The sequence below is a fragment of the Pseudomonas syringae genome (assembly GCF_000737245.1).
Classification (GTDB): Bacteria; Pseudomonadota; Gammaproteobacteria; order Pseudomonadales; family Pseudomonadaceae; genus Aquipseudomonas; species Aquipseudomonas syringae_J.
Genome location: NZ_JPQU01000067.1, coordinates 123667 through 144965, shown reverse-complemented (window position 1 = coordinate 144965; position 21299 = coordinate 123667). Strand labels below are relative to the sequence as shown.

The following is a 21299-nucleotide window of genomic DNA, read 5'->3' as shown; positions in this document are numbered from 1 at the left end:
CTTCTCCATTTGAACGACACAGGCTGTGAATTATTTTCCGCCACTTCCGGCCACACCCTCACCGCCGCGTGTCAGATAGTAAGCGCCGAGGATCGGCAACATTGTGACCAGCATCACCAGCATGGCGACCACGTTGGTCACCGGCACATCCCGAGGGCGGCTCAACTGGTTGAGCAACCAGATGGGCAGCGTGCGCTCATGCCCGGCGGTAAATGTCGTGACGATGATTTCATCGAAAGACAGGGCAAACGCCAGCATGCCACCGGCCAGCAGCGCCGAGCCGAGATTGGGCAGGATGATGTAGCGAAAGGTCTGCCATCCATCGGCACCCAGATCCATCGAGGCTTCGATCAGGCTCTGGGACGTGCGGCGCAGGCGGGCGATGACGTTGTTGAAGACAATCACCACGCAAAACGTTGCATGGCCGACGATGATGGTGAACATGCCCGGCTCGATGCCCAGTGTCTTGAACGCTGCCAGCAATGCCAGACCGGTGATGATGCCGGGCAGGGCGATGGGCAGGATCAGCACCAGAGAGATGACGTCTTTACCAAAGAAGGCGCGTCGGTACAGCGCCAGCGAGGCCAGCGTGCCGAGCACCAGGGCGATCAGCGTCGCGATGCAGGCGATCTTCAATGAGAGCTTGATCGCTTCCAGAATATCCGGCCGGGAAAAGGCCACGCTGAACCACTTGAGGGTGAAGCCCTGGGGCGGAAAACTGAAGGCTGCATCCTGGGTGTTGAACGCGTATAGAAAGATGATCAGGATCGGGAAATGTAGAAACACCAATCCGCCCCACGCGGCGATCTTCAGGCCGATGGGGGCGCGCTCTGAATGAGACACAGGCTTAGAGCGCATCGAATGCCCCCAGGCGTTTGACGATAGACAGGTAAATCGCAATCAGCACGATCGGTACCAGGGTGAAGGCTGCTGCCATGGGCAAGTTGCCGATCGCACCTTGTTGGGCGTAGACCATACTGCCAATGAAATAGCCAGGCGGGCCGATCAGTTGCGGGACGATGAAGTCACCCAGGGTCAGGGAAAAGGTAAAGATCGAGCCTGCAGCGATGCCGGGGATCGATAACGGCAAGCTCACCCGCATGAAAGTCTGACGTGGGCGTGCGCCGAGGTCGGCGGACGCTTGCAGCAAAGAGGGCGGCAGACGTTCCAGCGAGGCCTGGATCGGCAGGATCATGAAGGGCAGCCAGATATAGACGAACACCAGAAATCGTCCCAGATACGAGGTCGACAAGGTGCTGCCGCCGACCCCCGGAATCCCGAGGATGAATTGCAGAACCGGTTCCAGCCCCAGCTTCTGCACAAACCATTGGGCCACGCCGCCTTTGGCCAGCAGTAACGTCCAGGCATAAGCCTTGACGATGTAACTGGCCCACATCGGCAGCATCACCGCGATATAGAAAAACGCCTTGGTTTTGCCGGTGGTATGGCGCGCCATGTAATAGGCGATGGGGAAGGCGATGATGCCGCTGGCGATGGAGACGGCAATCGCCATCACCAGCGTGCGCTTGATCACGTCGAAATTGGCCGGGTGGAACAGCGCACGAAAATTGGCCAGGGTCAGCTCCGGCGTGACCGTCATGCTGAAGTCGTCGAAGGTATAGAAACCCTGCCACAACAGAGCGAGCAGCGAGCCGAGGTACACCGCGCCGAACCAGATCAGCGGCGGGACCAGCAGCAATGACAGGTAAAGATTCGGCCGCGTGTACAGCAGTGTCGAGATTCGCCGCAAGGGTGAACCCCGAGTATCCATTGCCGGTTCAGCGAGGGGCTGGCTCATTTTACAAACCTTCGCCAGCAGGACCATCGCGCAGCACAACCATGGCGTGCCTTGACCAACGCGCTGACAGACGTCGGCCAGTCTGGAGACGTGAGCTGTTGTCCTGCCAGTCGGTGTTGGGCTGGCTGACGCTCAGGCTCTGGCCGTTATCCAGCGTCAGTTCGTAGCGAGTCGCGCTGCCCTGATACTGAACGTCTCGCAGCAGGCCGCTGATTTCAACTTCATCGATGCCCAGGGGGCCCTGAGCGAAGCGAATGTACTCCGGCCGAATCGAGAAGGGTTGCGGGCTGCCACTCAACTGGCGGGCCAGATCGCCCTGCACAACGTTCGAAGTGCCGACGAACTCGGCGACAAAACGGGTTGCCGGTTTCATGTACAAATTGCGCGGGGTATCAATCTGTTCGATGCGGCCTTTGTTGAATACAGCTACGCGGTCGGACATGGACAAGGCTTCAGTCTGATCGTGGGTGACGAAGATGAACGTGATCCCCAGCTGGCGCTGAAGTTTTTTCAGTTCGCCTTGCATCTGCTCTCGTAGCTTGAGGTCCAGCGCTCCCAGCGGCTCATCCAGTAGCAGCACCCGTGGACGGTTGACCAGAGCCCGAGCCAACGCCACCCGTTGCCGTTGCCCGCCGGAAAGCTGAACCGGTTTACGTGCGCCGTAGCCATCCAGGGCAACCATTGCCAGGGCCTCATCGGCGCGGCTGTAACGTTCCTGCTTGCCTATCCCTTTGACTCTCAAGCCGTAGGCGACGTTGTCACGGACGTTCATGTGCGGGAACAACGCGTAATCCTGAAACACCGTGTTTACGTCCCGTTGGTAAGGCGGGAGGCCCGTGGCTTCTTCTCCATGGATGTGGATCGAGCCTTCGTTGGGTTGCTCGAAACCGGCAATCAATCGCAGACAGGTAGTTTTGCCGGAACCTGACGGCCCCAGCATGGAAAAGAACTCGCCGTCTTCGATCTCTATAGACAGCCGGTCAACGGCCTTCACCTCGCCAAATTGCCGGGATACATGGGTGAACTGGACTGCAAGGGGCATGGTGGAGCTCCAATTGGCCGTCGAGCTTGTGGGAGCGACCGGGGTGGCGCTCCACCTTGCTTGCGAAGGCAATGTTTCAGGCACTGAAGATATGCCGGCTTTGCTGGCCTCTTCGCGAGAAAGGTGGAGCGCCACCCCGGTCGCTCCCACAAGGCTCAGTGATTAACGCCCACCCATTATCGCGATGTAGTCCTGAGTCCAGCGGCTATAAGGCACGAACTTGCCACCCTCGGCTTGCGGGGTTTTCCAGAAGGCGATGTGCTCGAACTGGTCAAAGCCGTTGGTCGCGCAGCCTTGTGGGCCGAGCAGGTCGCTGGCCTTGCAGGCTGCCGGCACCGCTGGCAGGGAGCCGAACCACGCTGCGATGTCACCCTGGACTTTCGGTTGCAATGACCAGTTCATCCACTTATAGGCACAGTTGGGGTGTTTGGCTTCCGCGTGCAGCATCGTCGTATCGGCCCAGCCGGTTGCGCCTTCTTTGGGTATGGTCGAAGCCACCGGCTGCTTGTCGGCTTGCAGGCCGTTGACCATGTAGCCCCAGGAGCTGGTAGCCACCACACCTTCGTTCTTCACATCACTCATCTGTACCGTTGCGTCGTGCCAGTAACGGTGGATAAGCGGCTGCTGTTTGCGCAGCAGGTCAAGCACGGCGGCGTATTGGGTTTCAGTCAACTGATAGGGGTCGACGATACCCAGCTCAGGCTTGGCTGACTTCAGGTACAGCGCGGCATCGGCAATGTAGATCGGACCGTCATACGCCTGGACCCGCCCTTTGTTGGGCTTGCCATCAGGCAGGTCCTGAGCTTCGAACACTACGCTCCAGCTGATCGGCGGGACTTTGAAGACCTCGGTGTTATACATCAGCACATTCGGACCCCATTGATAGGGCGTGCCATACGTCTGCCGGTCAACCACGTACCACGGGCCGCCCATCAGGCGCGGGTCGATATTGCGCCAGTTGGATATCAGCTCGGGGTTGATGGGCTGGACGCGCTTGCCGGCGATCAGGCGCAACGAAGCATCGCCGGACGCGGTCACCAGATCGTAACCGCCCTTGGTCATCAGGCTGACCATTTCGTCTGAGGTTGCTGCGGTTTTGACGTTGACCTTGCAGCCGGTTTCCTGCTCGAAACCGGTCACCCAATCGTAGGCCTTGTCGCTTTCGCCGCGTTCGATATAGCCGGGCCAGGCCACGATATCCAGCTGGCCTTCACCGTCGCCGACCATCTTGAGCGTTTCGGCGGCCTGCAGGCTGGCGCTGGCAAACAGGCTGGTAATGATGGCGCTGAGCAGTGCGGTTCTGTGTGCTGACATAAAAATCCCTCTTATCTATTTATGGTCGGGGCAGTTATCAACAGCTTAAGTGAAGCAGGGAGAAAGCAACGTGGCTTGTCAATTATTGGAATCCCAACAATGTGCAGCAGCGCCGGGGCAGTTGCAACATCCAGAAGCACAACCAGCGCCTGCCTCGACACACTTCTCTCTAATCTGCTTGTCACAGAATTGTCTGACAACTTTTATGAGGCTTCCCATGAATACGCGTGGCTTACTCGACCAACTTCTCAAGTCCGGCCAAGACATGTTGCAAAACAAGGCGGGCGGCTCGGGCGGTCGGTCGGGCGACAAGAAATCTTCGGCGGCTGGTGGTCTGGCAGGGTTGCTGGGCGGAGCGGGCGGTGGAGGTCTGAGCAGTCTGCTATCCGGGGCAGGTGGTGGTGCTCTGGCGTCTGGAGCCATGGGCTTGTTAATCGGCAATAAAGGCGCACGCAAAGTCGGCGGCAAGGTGCTGACGTACGGTGGGTTGGCGGCGTTGGGTGTGCTGGCCTACAAGGCGTATGGCAATTGGCAGGCCAACCAGGCGAATGCCTCGCAGTCAGAACCTCAGACCATTGACCGACTGCCACCCGAGCAGGTTGAAATTCACAGTCAGGCCATCCTGCGTGCGCTGGTGGCCGCCGCCAAGTCTGATGGTCATGTGGATGAACGTGAACGCAACCTGATCGAAGGTGAATTCACCAAAATCACCGGTGATCAAGAGTTGCAGCACTGGCTGCATGCCGAATTGAACAAACCGCTGGACCCGGCCGAAGTGGCCCGCGCCGCGACGACGCCTGAAATCGCTGCAGAGATGTACATCGCCAGCGTCATGCTGGTAGATGAAGAGCACTTCATGGAGCGCGCCTACCTGGACGAACTGGCCCGCCAGCTCAAACTTCCGCCAGCGCTCAAGGCCGAGCTCGAGATTCAGGTGCGTCAGGCGCAGGGGTAATCGATCCCCGAACCTGTGGGAGCGGTGCTTGGTCTGGGCCGCATTCGGACGATACAGACGCTACGGTTCATCAGACTAACCGCGTCATCGTTCATCGCGAGCAAGCTCGGCTCCTACAGAGAATCATCGAACCTGTGGGAGCGGTGCTTGCCCGCGATAGGGACGCTGCGGTTTATCAGGTACACCACATGGGCGTTCATAGCGGGCAAGCACCGCTCTCACGATTCAAGTCACCGTGCCCTCAAACACCCACTTGAAATCCCTCTGGCAACGCTCACATCCATTCGGATGCGCTCAGGCATGTAGGAAAATTCTCAAAGGTTGGCGGGATTTGCCTTTATTTATCTCGGAAACAACCCCCTAAGTTCGTAAGAGCCTGGGCTATACTCAGGCCGCTTTGGGCCGTTTGTCGGTCCGCTTCTTGAACCCGGCGCCAAGTTCGGGTTGAACTCTTGAGGGCTGACCGTGAAGAACTGGACCTTGCGCCAACGCATTCTGGCGAGTTTCGCTGTAATCATAGCGATCATGTTGTTGATGGTTGTCGTGTCTTTTTCCCGCCTGTTATCGATCCAATCCAGCGAAGAGCAGGTTCGTGAGGATGCGTTGCCAGGGGTTTATTACAGCACCTTGCTGCGCAGTGCCTGGGGCGAGAGTTACATCCGCACCCTGGAGCTGATAGGCGAAGGCGAAGGCCGGGTGCTGACCGCAGCTGAAAAGGACCAGTTTCAGGACTTCGAAAATCGCCTCCAGGAGCAGATCGAGAATTATCGCAAAACGATCTTCGATGACACTGATCGCGCCAACTTTGCTGGTTTCGAAAAACTTCGTGAAACCTATACGCGCCTGCTGAGCGAAGTTCATACGGCCTATCAGCGCGGCGACTATGCCCAGGCCCGGGCGGAGTTTTACGACCAGACAAGGGCAGTGTGGTCACAGGGTCGCAAGCAACTCAACGACATCATTGTGATCAACAAGAAAGTCGCTGACGACGCCACCGATAGCATTGATATGGCAGTCAGCGCAGCCAAGATCAGCATGGGCCTGTCGTTCATCGTCGCAGTCATCGCCGCCGGCATCTGCGGCTTCCTGCTGATGCGCTCGATCATGTCGCCGATGCAGCGCATCGTGAGCATTCTGGAAGTGATGCGCACCGGTGACCTGAGCCGCCGCCTGAACCTGGACCGCAAGGACGAGTTCAACGCTGTGGAAACCGGCTTCAACGACATGATGACCGAGCTGACCGGACTGGTTTCCCAGGCCCAGCGCTCATCGGTTCAAGTGACCACGTCGGTCACGGAAATCGCCGCCACCTCCAAGCAACAACAAGCCACCGCCACTGAAACCGCAGCCACCACTACCGAGATCGGGGCGACCTCCCGTGAAATCGCGGCGACGTCCCGGGATCTGGTGCGGACCATGACCGAAGTGACTACGGCGGCGGATCAGGCTTCGATTCTGGCCGGCTCCGGTCAGCAGGGCCTGGCGCGCATGGAAGACACCATGCATCAGGTGATGGGCGCAGCGGATCTGGTGAACGCCAAGCTGGCGATCCTCAATGAGAAAGCCGGCAACATCAATCAGGTGGTGGTCACAATCGTCAAGGTCGCCGACCAGACCAACCTGCTGTCCCTCAACGCGGCGATCGAGGCTGAAAAAGCCGGCGAGTATGGCCGTGGCTTTGCGGTCGTTGCCACCGAAGTGCGTCGCCTCGCGGATCAGACCGCCGTCGCGACTTACGACATCGAGCAGATGGTCCGGGAAATCCAGTCGGCCGTTTCCGCTGGCGTGATGGGCATGGACAAGTTCTCCGAAGAAGTCCGCCGCGGCATGTTCGAGGTAACCCAGGTAGGTGAGCAACTGACCCAGATCATTCATCAGGTTCAGGCTCTTGCGCCTCGGGTACTGATGGTCAACGAGGGGATGCAGGCTCAGGCCACCGGTGCCGAGCAGATCAACCAGGCGCTGGTGCAGCTGGGTGATGCCAGCAGCCAGACCGTCGAATCCCTGCGTCAGGCCAGCTTCGCTATCGACGAATTGAGTCAGGTGGCGGTTGGGCTGCGCGGCGGCGTTTCGCGCTTCAAGGTCTGAGATACGCCATGAGTGAGCATTCGGCCAGTCGTGGCAGTTCTTCGGTGACAGAGAAACACAAACTGTTTTTGCTGTTCCGCATCGGCGACGAGCGTTACGCCCTTGAAGCGGTGGAGATCGCCGAAGTGCTGCCGCGCCTGCAACTCAAGGCCATTGCCCATGCTCCGCGCTGGGTTGCGGGGGTGTTTGTACATCGTGCGGTCATGATTCCGGTGATCGACCTCGCGGCGCTGACCTTCGGCGAAAGCGCCCAGGTGCGCACCAGTACGCGGCTGGTGCTGGTGCATTACCGGGTCAGTGCCGACCGGCCGAGCCAGTTGCTCGGTCTGATTATCGAGCAGGCCACCGATACCCTGCGCTGCGCCCCGAGCGAGTTCAAGGAGTACGGCCTGGATAATGACGCTTTCGCTGCGTATCTGGGGCCGATCCGTGAAGACCAGTCCGGTCTGATCCAATGGGTACGTGTTCAGGACCTGCTCACCGATCCTGTACGCGAGCTGTTGTTCCCGGTCCCGCCGGCCAGGATCGAACTGTTGGAGCAGGGCCATGAATAATCAGGCGCGCTTCTTCATCTTTCTCAAGGATCGTATCGGCCTGGATGTGGCCTCGGTTGGCGAAGCGATCATCGACCGTGCGCTGCGCCTGCGTTGTACCGCCACGGAATCCGCGGACGGTGATGCTTACTGGACACTGCTACAAGGCTCAGGCGCAGAACAGCAGGCGCTGATTGAAGCCGTGATCGTTCCCGAGACGTGGTTTTTCCGTTATCCGGAGTCCTTTGCCTCACTGAGTAATCTTGCTCAGGAGCGCCTTAAAACCCTTAAGGGGATGCGGCCACTCCGCATCCTCAGTCTGCCGTGCTCGACAGGTGAAGAGCCGTACTCCATTGCGATGGCGCTGTTTGATGCCAGCATTTCGGCCCAGCAGTTCAGCATTGATGCGATGGACATCAGCCCTATATCGATCCAGCGGGCTCAGCGTGGGGTGTACGGCAAAAATTCGTTTCGCGGTAGCGACATCGCCTATCGCGAACGCCACTTCAATCCCGTGGATGACGGTTTTCTGTTGCATGAACGGGTGCGTGAACAGATCAATTTCACGGCGGGAAATCTACTCGATCCAGCCTTGTTGAACCGTACGCCCTACGACTTTGTGTTCTGTCGAAATTTGCTGATCTACTTTGATCAGCCGACGCAAAAGCATGTGTTCGAAGTTCTAAAACGCCTGACCCGCGACGACGGCATCCTGTTCATCGGCCCGGCAGAAGGCAGCCTGCTGACTCGCATGGGCATGCGTTCCATTGGCTTGCCGCAGACGTTCGCCTTCCGCCATTATACGGCGCCGGTCGAGGTTGCAGCGCCGCCTTCTTCAGAACCGGTGATGGCGACACCCGCCAAGACTCCTACACGAAGCCAGCCTGACGCACTGAGATCCTCGATGCGTCCACCGGCTCCTCGCTCTTCAGCGTTTTTCCAGGCGAACTCTCAGGTAACCCCTCAGGCCAATTCGACGCTCCCGAGAACCCAACCAGCGGCGCCAGGCAAAGACGACATGGCAGCCTTGCTCGCGACCATTGCCAGTTTCGCCAACCAGGGTAAAAGCACTGAAGCTCGGGCCGCTTGTGATCGTTACCTACAGCAGCATGAGCCGGTAGCGCAGGTGTTCTATTGGCTGGGGCTGCTCAGTGAAGTCGAAGGCAATATTGCTCAGGCTCAGGGTTTTTATCGCAAGGCGCTGTATTTGCAGCCACAGCATGCTGAAACCTTGGCGCAACTCGCCGCTTTGCTCGACGCTCAGGGCGACAGCGCGGGCGCACGACGTTTGACCGAGCGCGCGGCGCGTAACGTGAACAAACAGGGAAGTAATCGATGAGCACTCTTCAAAGCTATTCGAGCTTCGTTCACGAAGACGCGCAAGCCATCGATGACTGCTGGAATCGCATCGGCATCCACGGTGACCGCTCGTGCCCATTGCTGGTGGAACATATTCATTGTCGCAACTGCCCGGTTTACTCGGCTGCTGCGACCAGCTTGCTCGACCGCTATGCGCTTACCCGCAATGATCAGGATTACCTGCAGGCCGGCGCAGCACAGGTCGAGGTCAGTACCCGTTCGATCCTGGTGTTCCGCCTTGGCGAAGAGTGGCTTGGCTTGCCGACCCGCTGCCTGGTGGAGATCGCCCCGTTGCAGACGATCCATTCGCTGCCGCATCAGCGCTCGCGAGCATTGCTCGGTGTGGCCAATGTGCGCGGCGCACTGGTGGCCTGCCTGTCGATGATTGAACTACTGGGTCTGGACCCAACCGCGGCCGCTGCACAATCGAGCCGGATCATGCCGCGTATGCTGATCGTTGCGGCTCAAGGTGGCCCGGTGGTGGTGCCCGTGGATGAAGTGCACGGGATTCATGCCATCGATGAGCATTTGCTGGGCTCAGCCTCTGTCTCCGGTACTCATGCCAACGCCCGGTTCACGAGGGGAGTATTGCAGTGGAAGGATTACAGCCTGCGTCTGCTCGATGAAGAACAACTGCTGGCGGCGATCAACCGGAGCCTTTCATGACCCCTGATCAAATGCGCGACGCCTCGTTGTTCGAGCTCTTTACCCTTGAGGCCGAAGCTCAGACCCAAGTGTTGAGCAGCGGGTTGCTGGCGCTGGAGCGCGACCCGACTCAGGCCGATCACCTTGAAGCCTGCATGCGTGCGGCCCACTCGCTCAAGGGTGCGGCACGCATTGTCGGGGTGGATTTCGGGGTCAGCGTTTCCCATGTGATGGAAGACTGCCTGGTCAGTGCTCAGGAAGGACGGCTGTATTTGCAGCCGGAACACATCGACGCCTTGCTGCAAGGCACCGATTTTCTGATGCGTATTGCCACTCCGGGTGCCAGTGGCATCGGCCAGGCTGACATCGACGGCTACGTCGAGCGCATGAATGCATTGTTGAGCCAGGGTGCGGGAGCCGTGCGCAGCGCGACGGCGCCCGAACTTTCGGCCGACGACGCCTTGCTGGCCAGTGCCATGGCGATGATCCAGCCCGTCTCGTCAGCCGCCGAGCCGCTGCTGACCGTTCAGGAGCTTGTCGCTCAGGCTGCGTTGACCGAAGCCGCGCCCGTCGTTGAAACTCCGACGCCGCCTGCCACCGCGACCGCGAGCCCGGCGGCTGCCCGGCAGAGCCGCAGAACCACCGAGGGCGGTGAGCGGGTATTGCGGGTGACCGCCGAGCGCCTGAATAGCCTGCTGGATTTGTCGAGCAAATCGCTGGTGGAGAGCCAGCGCATCAAGCCGTATCTGGCCAACATGCAGCGTCTCAAGCGCATTCAGGGCAGCAGTAGCCGCGCACTGGATGACCTTGAGACAACCTTTGGTGAAGCTGGCCTGGCGCCCGAAGCGCAAAAGGCGCTGGATGAAGCCCGTCGCTTGCTGGCCGAAGCCCAGCAGATGTTGATCCACCAGACCGCTGAACTCGACGAGTTCGGCTGGATCTCCAGTCAGCGCGCGCAATCCCTTTACGACACCGCGCTTGCCTGCCGCATGCGGCCCTTTGCCGATGTGCTCAGCGGTCAGGCGCGCATGGTTCGTGACCTGGGGCGCGAGCTGGGCAAACAAGTGCGGCTGGAAATCGAAGGTGAAAAGACTCAGGTCGATCGCGACGTACTCGAAAAGCTCGAAGCGCCGCTGACTCATTTGCTGCGCAACGCGGTGGACCACGGCATCGAGCTGCCCGAGCGCCGCCTCGCGGAAGGCAAGACCGCCGACGGATTGATCGTGCTCAAGGCATCGCATCAGGCTGGCCAACTGGTGGTGGAGCTGATCGACAACGGCGGTGGTGTCGACCTGGAAAAACTGCGTGCCACTATCATCAAGCGTCAGTTGTCGCCCGCCGATAGCGCCGCCCAATTGAGTGAGGAGGAGCTGCTCACTTTCCTGTTCCTGCCAGGCTTCAGTCTGCGCGAGAAGGTCACCGAGATTTCCGGACGTGGCGTCGGCCTGGATGCTGTCCACGACATGATCCGCCAGTTGCGCGGTTCCGTGGTCTTGCATCAAAAGACCGGCGAGGGCAGCCGCTTCGTCATGGAGGTGCCGCTGACCTTGTCAGTGGTGCGTAGCCTGGTGGTCGAAGTGGGCGGCGAAGCCTATGCCTTCCCGCTGGCGCATATCGAACGCATGAGTGATGTGCACAGCGACGACATCGTGCAGCTCGAAGGTCGCCAGCACTTCTGGTATGAAGGCCGTCACGTGGGCCTGGTTGCCGCCAGCCAGCTGCTGCAACGCCCGGCGAACCAGAACACCGAAGGCGTGCTCAAGGTCGTGGTGATTCGCGAACGTGATGCGGTGTATGGCGTGGCGGTCGAGCGGTTTGTCGGCGAGCGGACTCTGGTGGTGTTGCCCCTCGATCCAAGGTTGGGCAAGGTCCAGGATATCTCCGCTGGCGCCTTGCTCGACGACGGTTCAGCGGTGCTGATCATCGATGTCGAAGACATGCTCAGGTCGGTGGAAAAACTGCTCAACACAGGCCGCCTGGAGCGTATCGACCGGCGTAACCGTCAAATGGACGCAGTCGCTCGCAAGCGCGTGCTGGTGGTCGACGACTCGTTGACGGTGCGTGAGTTGCAGCGCAAGTTGCTGGTCAATCGCGGCTACGAAGTGGCCGTCGCCGTGGACGGTATGGACGGCTGGAATGCGTTGCGTGCTGAAGATTTTGATTTGCTGATTACTGACATTGATATGCCGCGCATGGATGGCATCGAATTGGTGACCCTGCTGCGCCGGGACACCCGCCTGCAATCGCTGCCGGTGATGGTGGTGTCCTATAAAGATCGCGAAGAGGACCGACGTCGCGGCCTGGACGCGGGTGCTGATTATTATCTGGCCAAGGCCAGTTTCCACGACGATGCATTGCTCGACGCCGTTGCCGAGCTGATTGGGGATGCACAGGGATGAAGATTGCGATCGTCAATGACATGCCCATGGCTGTCGAAGCGCTGCGTCGGGCGCTGGCCTTCGAGCCTGCCCACGAGGTGGTGTGGGCCGCGGCCAATGGTGAAGAAGCGGTGCGCAAATGTGCCGAGCAGACCCCGGACCTGATCCTCATGGATCTGATCATGCCGGTCATGGACGGGGTTGAAGCGACGCGGCAGATCATGGCGGCCACGCCTTGCGCGATCGTTATCGTCACCGTGGACCGTCAGCAGAACATGAATCGTGTCTTCGAGGCCATGGGCCACGGCGCACTGGATGTGGTGGACACGCCCTCCATCGGTGGGCCTAACCCCAAGGAAGCCGCTGCGCCGCTACTGCGCAAAATCCTCAACATCGGCTGGCTGATCGGCCAGCGCGGTGCCCGGGAACCGGCGACGGTTGCGCCTCTGCGCGCGGCCGTTCAACGCCAGGGCCTGGTCGCCATTGGGTCTTCGGCGGGAGGACCGGCGGCACTGGAACAGTTATTGAAGGGCCTGCCGGTTAACTTCCCTGCGGCGATTGTGCTGGTTCAGCACGTGGATCAGGTATTCGCCGCTGGTATGGCCGAATGGCTCAGCAGCGCTGCCGGTTTACCGGTGCGTCTGGCCCGCGAAGGAGAGCCACCACAACCTGGAACGGTGTTGCTGGCAGGCACCAACCATCATATTCGTCTGCTGAAAAATGGCACGCTGGCCTACACGGCCGAACCGGTCAACGAAATTTATCGGCCCTCGATTGATGTCTTTTTCGAAAGCGTGGCTCGTTACTGGGCCGGGGATGCGGTAGGTGTGCTGTTGACCGGCATGGGGCGCGACGGTGCTCAGGGACTTAAATTGATGCGCCAGCAAGGCTGGCTGACCATCGCTCAGGATCAGCAGACATGTGCGGTTTACGGTATGCCCAAGGCTGCCGCCGCAATTGACGCGGCTGTTGAAATCAGACCGCTCAACACGATTGCGATGCGCTTGAAAGAGGTATTCGCCAAATGACCAACATCCAGGTGAATTCACCGCCTGCCGGTGACCAGGAGCCCCTTGATGAATGACTTGCAGCTGGAAGCGTTCCAGGCAACGGATGAATACGCAGCCATGGTGCTGCTGGTAGACGATCAGGCAATGATCGGCGAAGCGGTACGGCGCGGGTTGGCCAATGAAGACAATATCGACTTCCATTTTTGTGCCGACCCGCATCAGGCCATCTCCCAGGCGATTCAGATCAAGCCGACCGTGATTCTTCAGGATCTGGTCATGCCGGGCCTGGACGGCCTGACACTGGTGCGCGAATACCGCAGCAACCCGATGACCAAGGACATTCCGATCATTGTGCTGTCGACCAAGGAAGACGCCCTGATCAAGAGCGCAGCCTTCTCGGCTGGCGCCAACGACTACCTGGTCAAATTGCCCGATACCATCGAACTGGTAGCGCGCATCCGCTATCACTCGCGTTCCTACATGACCCTGTTGCAGCGCGACGAAGCCTACCGGGCCCTGCGTGTCAGCCAGCAGCAATTGCTCGACACCAATCTGGTGCTGCAACGCTTGATGAACTCTGACGGTTTGACGGGCCTGTCCAACCGCCGTCACTTCGATGAATACCTGGAGCTGGAATGGCGTCGTGCGACCCGTGACCAGACCCAGCTGTCGCTGATGATGATCGATGTGGATTATTTCAAAGCCTACAACGATAACTTCGGTCATCTGGAAGGCGACGAAGCGTTGCGCCAGGTCGCCAAAGCCATTCGCGCCAGCTGCGCCCGGCCGTCCGACCTGCCGGCGCGTTATGGCGGCGAAGAGTTTGCCCTGGTGCTGCCCAATACTTCACCGGGTGGTGCAAGGCTGCTGGCGGAAAAACTGCGCATGACCGTGGCCGGCATGAACATCCCGCACATGGCTCCGGCCCCGGGTTCGCATCTGACCGTGAGCATTGGTATTTCCACGTTGACGCCGGAAATTGGCAGCAATAGCCGTCAGTTGATTCAGGAGGCGGACAAAGGGCTGTATGCGGCCAAGCACAATGGGCGTAATCAGGTTTCGGTGGGGTAGGGGGCAGAGAGCACGCAATCCCTGTGGGAGCGGTGCTTGCCCGCGATTGGTGCTGGACCTTTTTCCGGGAGAGACCGAGTGTATATCCGTTACTTCGGTAACGGCCACTTACTGTTCCGCTCTTACAGCTGGTCACTTTTTTCAGACGCCAAAAAAGTAACCATGGGCCTGTCCCTCCACTCGGTCACTCGCTGGTGCTCGGCATGCCCGTAATCCGACATTGCTGCGTGGGGCCGCCGCCAACGGCCATCCATGGCCTGGGGCGGCTAAACCGGCATACCCTACTCCTCAATATCGAATTCCGGCCAGCGTGGTTTAACGGGGCGCCTAAGATCAAAAGCAAGCGCGAGGCGGCCTGATAGCCGACCTGCTCTTTCTTCGTGTGAGTCTGCCGCTGTATTTATTGTGCGTGCCATTGCCTTTGCGAATGAATTCGCTCCCACGGTTTCGGTGATCTTCTGTAGGAGCCGAGCTTGCTCGCGATTCAGGCGCTGCGGTGCTTCAGACAGACAGGTTTTTTCTTATCGTCGGAATGCCGCCCAGACCAAGCCTCGCTCCAACGGGGTCGGTGATTAGCTGTGTGTGGCATGGTCTGGGCGGCATTCCCGCGATAAGGGCACCGCAGATATCAGGTCAATCGCGTCCAGCCCTATCGCGGGCAAGCACCGCTCCCACAACAAATCGAATATTCCTGTCGGAGCCGGGCTCGCCGCGAAGAACGAAATCGCGGTCTGCCTGATAAACCGGGGCGTCTGATTCGCGGGCAAGTCGGAATGCCGCCCACCCGCTCCGACATTTTAAATGCGATCCAACCGTAGGAGCGCGCTTGCCCGCGATGGCGATATTCTCGGCAACGCGAGTCCAGTGCCTGGCCAACAAGTTGGCTCCTACCTCGGCCGCATCTGTTTTTGATCTGCTTTTGATTTTGATCCTGGCGCCCCGTCAAACCACGCTGGCCGTAATCCGATATTGATTCGGCGTGGCGCTCTTGATTGAAAAGCAGGGCAGGACGCCGGTTTAGCCGCACTGGGCCAGGGATGGCCCTTTGCGGCGGCCCGCCGAATCAATGTCGGACTACGGGAATGCCGAGCGTCAGCGAGGGACCGAGTGGTGGGGCAAGAGCGCTTTGGTTACTTTCGCGCTTTTCGAAAGTGACCCGCCGTAAGGGCGGAACCCTAAGTAGCCGTTACCTCAGCAATGGATATGTACACAAAAAGATGCCTACGGGGACCTATCACAACACCCAACCGATCCCTGCCCAACGGACTGCCTTCATCGCCCTCACTCGGGTATACTCGTCGGCTTTGAAAATTTCGCCTGCGAGTGCTGCCCACCATGGAAATCAACCCGATCCTAAACAGCATCAAGGACCTGTCCGAGCGCTCCGAAACCATTCGGGGGTATCTTTGACTACGATCACAAACATGATCGCCTGACCGAAGTTAACCGCGAGCTCGAAGATCCAAACGTCTGGAACAATCCAAGCTATGCCCAGGAACTGGGACGCGAGCGCTCCCTGCTGGCGCAGATCGTCGAAACCCTCGATGAAATGTCCTCCGGGCTGGTTGATGCCAAAGACCTGCTGCTGATGTCCGCCGAAGAAGAAGACCAGGCCGCCGTCGATGACGTTGCCGCTGAAGTCGAGCGCCTGCGCGCTTCGCTGGAGAAGCTGGAGTTCCGCCGCATGTTCAGTGGCGAGATGGACCCGAACAACGCCTACCTGGACATCCAGGCCGGCTCCGGCGGTACCGAGGCTCAGGATTGGGCCAACATCCTGCTGCGCATGTACCTGCGCTGGGCTGACAAGCGCGGTTTCGACGCCACGATCATGGAGCTGTCCGCCGGTGAAGTTGCCGGCATCAAAGGCGCTACCGTGCACATCAAGGGTGAATATGCCTTTGGCTGGCTGCGGACTGAAATCGGCGTTCATCGCCTGGTGCGCAAGAGCCCGTTCGACTCCGGCAACCGTCGCCATACATCGTTCTCGGCGGTCTTCGTTTCTCCGGAAATCGACGACAACATCGAAATCGACATCAACCCGTCTGACCTGCGTATCGATACCTATCGTTCGTCCGGTGCCGGTGGTCAGCACGTAAACACCACCGACTCGGCCGTACGTATTACTCACGTACCGACCAACACCGTGGTCAGCTGCCAGAACGAACGTTCTCAGCACGCCAACAAAGACACCGCCATGAAGATGTTGCGGGCGCGCTTGTACGAGCAGGAAGTGCAGAAACGCAACGCTGCTTCCCAAGCGCTGGAAGACACCAAGTCCGATATCGGCTGGGGTCACCAGATCCGTTCGTATGTACTGGATGCTTCGCGGATCAAGGACCTTCGGACCAACATCGAGCGCAGCGACTGTGACAAGGTGCTGGACGGCGATATCGACGAATACCTGATCGCGAGCCTCAAACAAGGGCTGTAACCCGTCAGTCCCGATCTTCAAGACCCCCGTGCACACTCGGGGGCAACGAACCTGTGATGGAAAATCTAAAGACATGAGCGACCAACAACTCGACCCGCAAGCCCTGCAACAGGAAGAAAACACCCTGATCGCGCTGCGCAAGGAAAAGCTTGCTGCCGAGCGGGCCAAGGGTCAGGCCTTCCCCAACGACTTCCGCCGCGACAGCTATTGCAACGACTTGCAGAAGCAGTACGCGGACAAGACCAAGGAAGAGCTGGCTGAAGCTGCGATCCCGGTCAAGGTTGCCGGTCGCCTCATGCTCAACCGTGGTTCGTTCATGGTGATTCAGGACATGACCGGTCGCATCCAGGTCTATGTCAACCGCAAGACGCTGTCCGAAGAAACCCTGGCTGCGGTCAAGACCTGGGACCTGGGCGACATCATCGCTGCGGAAGGTACGCTGGCTCGCTCCGGCAAAGGTGATCTGTACGTTGAAATGACCAACGTGCGTCTGCTGACCAAATCCCTGCGTCCGCTGCCTGACAAACACCACGGCCTGACCGACACCGAGCAGCGCTATCGTCAGCGCTATGTCGATCTGATCGTCAACGAAGAAGTGCGCGATACCTTCCGCGTGCGTTCACAGGTCATCGCCCACATCCGCAGCTTCCTGATGAAGCGCGACTTCCTTGAAGTCGAAACGCCGATGCTGCAGACCATTCCGGGCGGCGCGGCAGCCAAGCCATTTGAAACTCACCACAACGCATTGGACCTGGAAATGTTCCTGCGTATCGCGCCTGAGTTGTACCTCAAGCGCCTTGTTGTGGGTGGGTTTGAAAAGGTGTTCGAGATCAACCGCAACTTCCGTAACGAAGGCGTTTCGACTCGACACAACCCTGAGTTCACCATGCTTGAGTTTTATCAGGCATACGCGGACTACGAAGACAACATGGACCTCACCGAAGAGCTGTTCCGCGAACTGGCCCAGTTGGTCCTGGGTAGCACCGACGTGCCTTACGGCGACAAGGTGTTCCACTTCGGCGAACCGTTCGTGCGTCTGTCGGTGTTCGACTCGATCCTCAAGTACAACCCGGATCTCACCGCTGACGATCTGCAGGACATCGACAAGGCTCGCGCCATTGCCAAGAAAGCCGGCGCCAAGGTGCTGGGCTTCGAAGGTCTGGGCAAGTTGCAGGTGATGATTTTCGAAGAACTGGTCGAGCACAAACTTGAGCAGCCGCACTTCATCACTCAGTACCCGTTCGAGGTTTCGCCGCTGGCCCGTCGCAACGATGACAACCCGAATGTTACTGATCGCTTCGAGCTGTTCATTGGTGGTCGTGAAATCGCCAACGCCTACTCCGAGTTGAACGACGCGGAAGACCAGGCTGAGCGCTTCATGGCTCAGGTAGCGGACAAGGATGCGGGCGATGATGAAGCCATGCATTACGACGCTGACTTCGTGCGTGCCTTGGAGTACGGCATGCCGCCAACGGCCGGTGAAGGTATCGGTATCGACCGTCTGGTGATGCTGCTGACCAATGCGCCGTCGATTCGTGATGTGATCCTTTTCCCGCACATGCGCCCGCAAGCGTAAGTGATGTGGCGTTAGTACAAAAAAAAAGCCGCCAGTGATGGGCGGCTTTTTTTTGTGCGGATGAAAGCCTCAGTTCAGCCGGGTTGGTTTACATTGGTCGCAGAAGTGGCATTTTGTAATTAGATCCTGCGGGATCCCTGACACCGCGCGCTCGCGCAGCAAAACGGACCGTAGGAGCGCGCTTGCCCGCGATGACATCAGCCCAGGCGAAAAACAGGTTGGCTCTGAAGCCGAATCGCGGGCAAGCGCGCTCCTACAGAAGTCGTATTGCCAGGCAAAAAAGGAAAAGTACGTCGTGATCCGTTCGATTGCTCAAAATGGGGCTGCTGGAGCAGCGTCCGCCGTGGTGCAAAGTGTTGAGTATCGAGGCCGCAAGGCCAGCAGGCAGGGAAGTGAACAACGCCGGCAGGATATTCTCGACGCTGCCATTCGTATCGTTGTACGTGACGGTGTGCGGGGTGTTCGTCACCGGGCAGTGGCGGCCGAGGCCAATGTGCCGTTGTCGGCCACTACCTATTACTTCAAGGACATCGATGACTTGCTCACCGATGCCTTCTCCCAATACGTGGAGCGCAGCGCCGTGTACATGGCCAAGCTCTGGGAGAACACTGAAGTCATGCTGCGGGAAATGGTCTCGCGCAATGACGGCACACCCGCGGCCCGGGCCCGCCTGGCCGACGAGATTGCCGTCAGCGCCATGGACTACATCAAACATCAATTACAGACCCGCCGGCACTTCCTGATCGCAGAACACGCCTTTCAACACGAGGCGCTGATCAACCCGCGCCTGGCCCGTCTGGTGGATGCACATCAGGAAATCATGCTGCAGGGGGCCTGCCGTTTTCTGCAGGTGATGGGCTCGGCCCAGCCGCTGCTGGACGCTCAAGTGTTGACGGGGGTGATGTGCCGGATGGAATATCAGGGTCTGTTGCACGGCCCGCAACCCGGTGCGGACGAGGAAAATCTGCGTATCCTCACCCGTCAGATGCATCTGGTGCTGGGCACGGCTAAAACCGTTCGCGATTGAACAGCCCTTCACGGGAGAGCCCATGAAAGCCTGGCGTGTGTTGATCGCCTTGTCGTTCCTGCTATTGAGCGGTTGTCTGGTGACGTTCAAAGAACCTATCCCGGCTCGCGAAGCTGCACCGCCGCAGTTATTGGGCGTCTGGACCAGCAAAAACGCATGGGGCGAACCTCTTGAGCTGGAGATCAGCCGCGCTGGCGCTGGTGAGTACAAGGCCGCCAGCTATCGTAAAAGCGATCGCAGAGACCGCGATGAGTACGCTTTTACTGTGTCCCGGCACGGCAGCCGCTGGTACATGTCAGCGGGGCTGCCGAATAAATACGGCGGGCATTACGTGATGGCGGGATTTGAATTGGCGGAAACAGGCGAACTGGTTGTCTATAACCTGGATCTCGATCGATTCAGTCAATGGGTCGAGCAAGGCGCGCTGAGTGGCGAAAGAGATCAGGTCGGTAAGGACAGTGCCGGTCAAGGTGATGCAGGCAAAGATGAACATCTGTTGATAACCAGCCCTCTGGATCTGGTGTTTGGCTATTTGGATGACCCTGCAAATTCAGACGTTTTCCTTGAGGTGGCGCGCTACCAGCGTCAACCGAAGAAGTAGGGCACACGCCCAACCAGGGGCTAACCAACAAAGGAGCAGTGGGTGGACGAGTACCAGCAGACTATTCGAACGTTGTCGGATCGCATCGTGCTTGCCCAGACGCCGATCCGGGTCCTGGATGCAGTCAAGTGGGACGAGAATGTACGCAAGGACTTTCTCGCCGCGAAGGGCAAGGCGATGCCCGCTGTGGATCGCGCCTATTACGAGAATCGGCCACTGGGCTTTGACTCCGCCGAACTGAAACTTGAATTCCAGAACATCGAGCGTGATATCACCCGCCAGCTCGGCCAGTTCAACCCGGTCGGGCAGATCATGCGCCGCATGTGCAAGGAATACCGCATGGTGGTGCGCATGCTCGAAGCCCGAGGCACCTCGGATTTCGGGCTGATTTCTCAGGAGTTGTATGGCGCAGCGTCCGATGCTTTCCACGCTGGCGACCCGACCCTGGCCGACCTCGGCCTGATGCTTTCAGACTATCTGAATAACATCGCCGGGCGCGGCGACCTCAAGGACGAGCCGAAAACCCTCACTGCCCAAGACGCGGTTTCGCTGTTGCAAAGCCGCTTGAACAAAGTTTTTGGCGAGGCCGAAAGCACCATTCGAGTGTTCGAATCCGACGGTATCGTCGCGGATGCGGCCGCCGGTGCCGATTACATCAAGATTCGCACCGACGCGATGTTCAACGAGCGTGATGTCCGCGCCCTGGAAGTCCACGAAGGCCTGGTGCATGTCGGCACCACCCTCAATGGGCAGAACCAGCCCATCTGTACTTTCCTGTCCAAGGGCCCGCCTTCGTCAACGGTGACTCAGGAGGGTCTGGCGATTCTCATGGAGGTCATTGCCTTTGCTTCTTATCCAAGCCGGCTGCGCAAGCTGACCAACCGTACCCGCGCCATCCATATGGCCGAGGAGGGCGCTGATTTCCTGCAGGTGTTCGAGTTCTACCGTGAACAGGGCTTTGGCATGTCGGAAAGCTATGGCAACGCCAGTCGGGTTTTCCGTGGTTCGGTGCCCAATGGCCTGCCATTCACCAAAGACTTGTCCTACCTCAAGGGCTTCATCATGGTTTACAACTATATTCAGCTCGCCGTGCGCAAAGGCAAGCTGGAACAAGTGCCGCTGCTGTTCTGCGGCAAGACCACCCTTGAAGACATGCGCACGTTGCGTCAGCTGGTGGATGAAGGTCTGGTAGTGCCGCCGAAATACTTGCCCGAGCAATTTCGCGACATGAACGCCTTGTCAGCATGGATGTGCTTCTCGAACTTCCTCAACCATCTGAGCCTGGACCGGATCGAAGCGGACTATTCGAATATTTTGTAATGCTTGTGATTGTTGTAGGAGCGCGCTTGCCCGCGATTGGATTCCTCTCACTACACATCCATTGACTGACGGAACGCTATCGCGGGCAAGCGCGCTCCTACTGGTCATGGAAAAGGATTCCAGCTTGAAGTTCCTGATCTCCCTCACCCTG

General features: G+C 59.0%; 16 protein-coding genes and 2 pseudogenes. 14 read left to right on the top strand and 4 right to left on the bottom strand.

All coding sequences use genetic code 11. From position 1 onward, the window contains the following. Positions 1–30: 30 nt before the first annotated feature. From IV01_RS04460 to ydcS, 4 genes are all read right to left on the bottom strand, one after another. Positions 31–858, bottom strand: a complete 828-nt coding sequence (locus tag IV01_RS04460) for an ABC transporter permease (RefSeq protein ID WP_032630829.1) — start codon at positions 856–858, stop codon at positions 31–33. After that, on the bottom strand, positions 848–1798 hold the full coding sequence (locus tag IV01_RS04465) for an ABC transporter permease (protein WP_418903557.1): 951 nt from the start codon (positions 1796–1798) through the stop codon (positions 848–850). Before IV01_RS04465 ends, IV01_RS04460 begins: the two co-directional genes overlap by 11 nt. 1 nt (position 1799) lies before the next feature. Further along, the gene (locus IV01_RS04470; protein ID WP_032630827.1) at positions 1800–2840 is read right to left on the bottom strand and encodes an ABC transporter ATP-binding protein; all 1041 of its coding nucleotides are present in this window, start codon (positions 2838–2840) and stop codon (positions 1800–1802) included. A gap of 162 nt (positions 2841–3002) precedes the next feature. Further along, positions 3003–4154 carry a putative ABC transporter substrate-binding protein YdcS gene (gene ydcS / locus IV01_RS04475; RefSeq protein WP_032630826.1) on the bottom strand — a complete coding sequence of 384 codons (1152 nt, stop codon included), beginning with the start codon at positions 4152–4154 and terminating at the stop codon, positions 3003–3005. A gap of 217 nt (positions 4155–4371) precedes the next feature. Here ydcS and IV01_RS04480 point away from each other — a divergent pair, with 217 nt between their 5' ends. The 14 genes and pseudogenes from IV01_RS04480 (at position 4372) to IV01_RS04540 (ending at position 21148) form a co-directional block, all read left to right on the top strand. Next, positions 4372–5109, top strand: a complete 738-nt coding sequence (locus IV01_RS04480; RefSeq protein WP_032630825.1) for a tellurite resistance TerB family protein — start codon at positions 4372–4374, stop codon at positions 5107–5109. 465 nt (positions 5110–5574) lie between these two features. Then, positions 5575–7197: a methyl-accepting chemotaxis protein gene (locus IV01_RS04485; protein ID WP_032630824.1), complete on the top strand. Its 1623-nt coding sequence runs from the start codon at positions 5575–5577 to the stop codon at positions 7195–7197. An 8-nt stretch (positions 7198–7205) separates the two neighbouring features. Continuing rightward, positions 7206–7751 (top strand): chemotaxis protein CheW, encoded by a 546-nt coding sequence (locus IV01_RS04490; RefSeq protein WP_032630823.1) that lies wholly within the window; start codon positions 7206–7208, stop codon positions 7749–7751. Next, positions 7744–9069, top strand: coding sequence for a CheR family methyltransferase (locus tag IV01_RS04495; RefSeq protein ID WP_032630822.1), 1326 nt, complete (start codon positions 7744–7746; stop codon positions 9067–9069). The genes IV01_RS04490 and IV01_RS04495 overlap by 8 nt, the downstream gene beginning before the upstream one ends. Then, positions 9066–9755 (top strand): chemotaxis protein CheW, encoded by a 690-nt coding sequence (locus IV01_RS04500; protein WP_032630821.1) that lies wholly within the window; start codon positions 9066–9068, stop codon positions 9753–9755. The genes IV01_RS04495 and IV01_RS04500 overlap by 4 nt, the downstream gene beginning before the upstream one ends. Beyond that, positions 9752–10265, top strand: a pseudogene (locus IV01_RS27580) (Hpt domain-containing protein); the annotation flags it as partial. The gene IV01_RS04500 and the pseudogene IV01_RS27580, both read left to right, overlap by 4 nt. A 101-nt stretch (positions 10266–10366) precedes the next feature. Continuing rightward, positions 10367–12133, top strand: a pseudogene (locus IV01_RS04505) (hybrid sensor histidine kinase/response regulator); the annotation flags it as partial. Then, a complete protein-coding gene (locus tag IV01_RS04510) occupies positions 12130–13140 on the top strand; it encodes a chemotaxis response regulator protein-glutamate methylesterase (RefSeq protein ID WP_032630818.1) in 1011 nt (336 codons plus the stop codon). The pseudogene IV01_RS04505 and the gene IV01_RS04510, both read left to right, overlap by 4 nt. A gap of 48 nt (positions 13141–13188) precedes the next feature. Then, the gene (locus tag IV01_RS04515) at positions 13189–14193 is read left to right on the top strand and encodes a response regulator (protein ID WP_032630816.1); all 1005 of its coding nucleotides are present in this window, start codon (positions 13189–13191) and stop codon (positions 14191–14193) included. A gap of 1335 nt (positions 14194–15528) precedes the next feature. Then, positions 15529–16624 (top strand): peptide chain release factor 2 gene (gene prfB, locus IV01_RS04520; RefSeq protein WP_122731690.1). Its coding sequence is split into 2 segments (ribosomal slippage): positions 15529–15600 and positions 15602–16624, totalling 1095 coding nucleotides; the frame shifts between segments, so codons are not numbered across the junction. A gap of 73 nt (positions 16625–16697) precedes the next feature. Further along, positions 16698–18200 carry a lysine--tRNA ligase gene (gene lysS / locus IV01_RS04525; protein WP_032630815.1) on the top strand — a complete coding sequence of 501 codons (1503 nt, stop codon included), beginning with the start codon at positions 16698–16700 and terminating at the stop codon, positions 18198–18200. Between the two features lie 295 nt (positions 18201–18495). Continuing rightward, positions 18496–19227 (top strand): TetR/AcrR family transcriptional regulator, encoded by a 732-nt coding sequence (locus IV01_RS04530; protein WP_032630814.1) that lies wholly within the window; start codon positions 18496–18498, stop codon positions 19225–19227. 22 nt (positions 19228–19249) lie between these two features. Beyond that, complete coding sequence (locus tag IV01_RS04535) at positions 19250–19828, top strand: hypothetical protein (protein ID WP_032630813.1); 579 nt, start codon at positions 19250–19252, stop codon at positions 19826–19828. A gap of 42 nt (positions 19829–19870) precedes the next feature. After that, a complete protein-coding gene (locus tag IV01_RS04540; RefSeq protein WP_032630811.1) occupies positions 19871–21148 on the top strand; it encodes a flavohemoglobin expression-modulating QEGLA motif protein in 1278 nt (425 codons plus the stop codon). Positions 21149–21299 lie beyond the last annotated feature (151 nt).

What these genes read in the sequence shown, in the direction of transcription:
- IV01_RS04465 (WP_418903557.1), bottom strand. Translation starts at nt 1,798, where the DNA reads ATGAGCCAGCCCCTCGCTGAACCGGCAATGGATACTCGGGGTTCACCC.
- ydcS (WP_032630826.1), bottom strand. Translation starts at nt 4,154, where the DNA reads ATGTCAGCACACAGAACCGCACTGCTCAGCGCCATCATTACCAGCCTG.
- IV01_RS04470 (WP_032630827.1), bottom strand. Translation starts at nt 2,840, where the DNA reads ATGCCCCTTGCAGTCCAGTTCACCCATGTATCCCGGCAATTTGGCGAG.
- IV01_RS04535 (WP_032630813.1), top strand. Translation starts at nt 19,250, where the DNA reads ATGAAAGCCTGGCGTGTGTTGATCGCCTTGTCGTTCCTGCTATTGAGC.
- IV01_RS04490 (WP_032630823.1), top strand. Translation starts at nt 7,206, where the DNA reads ATGAGTGAGCATTCGGCCAGTCGTGGCAGTTCTTCGGTGACAGAGAAA.
- IV01_RS04500 (WP_032630821.1), top strand. Translation starts at nt 9,066, where the DNA reads ATGAGCACTCTTCAAAGCTATTCGAGCTTCGTTCACGAAGACGCGCAA.
- IV01_RS04460 (WP_032630829.1), bottom strand. Translation starts at nt 858, where the DNA reads ATGCGCTCTAAGCCTGTGTCTCATTCAGAGCGCGCCCCCATCGGCCTG.
- IV01_RS04510 (WP_032630818.1), top strand. Translation starts at nt 12,130, where the DNA reads ATGAAGATTGCGATCGTCAATGACATGCCCATGGCTGTCGAAGCGCTG.
- IV01_RS04495 (WP_032630822.1), top strand. Translation starts at nt 7,744, where the DNA reads ATGAATAATCAGGCGCGCTTCTTCATCTTTCTCAAGGATCGTATCGGC.
- lysS (WP_032630815.1), top strand. Translation starts at nt 16,698, where the DNA reads ATGAGCGACCAACAACTCGACCCGCAAGCCCTGCAACAGGAAGAAAAC.
- IV01_RS04480 (WP_032630825.1), top strand. Translation starts at nt 4,372, where the DNA reads ATGAATACGCGTGGCTTACTCGACCAACTTCTCAAGTCCGGCCAAGAC.
- IV01_RS04515 (WP_032630816.1), top strand. Translation starts at nt 13,189, where the DNA reads ATGAATGACTTGCAGCTGGAAGCGTTCCAGGCAACGGATGAATACGCA.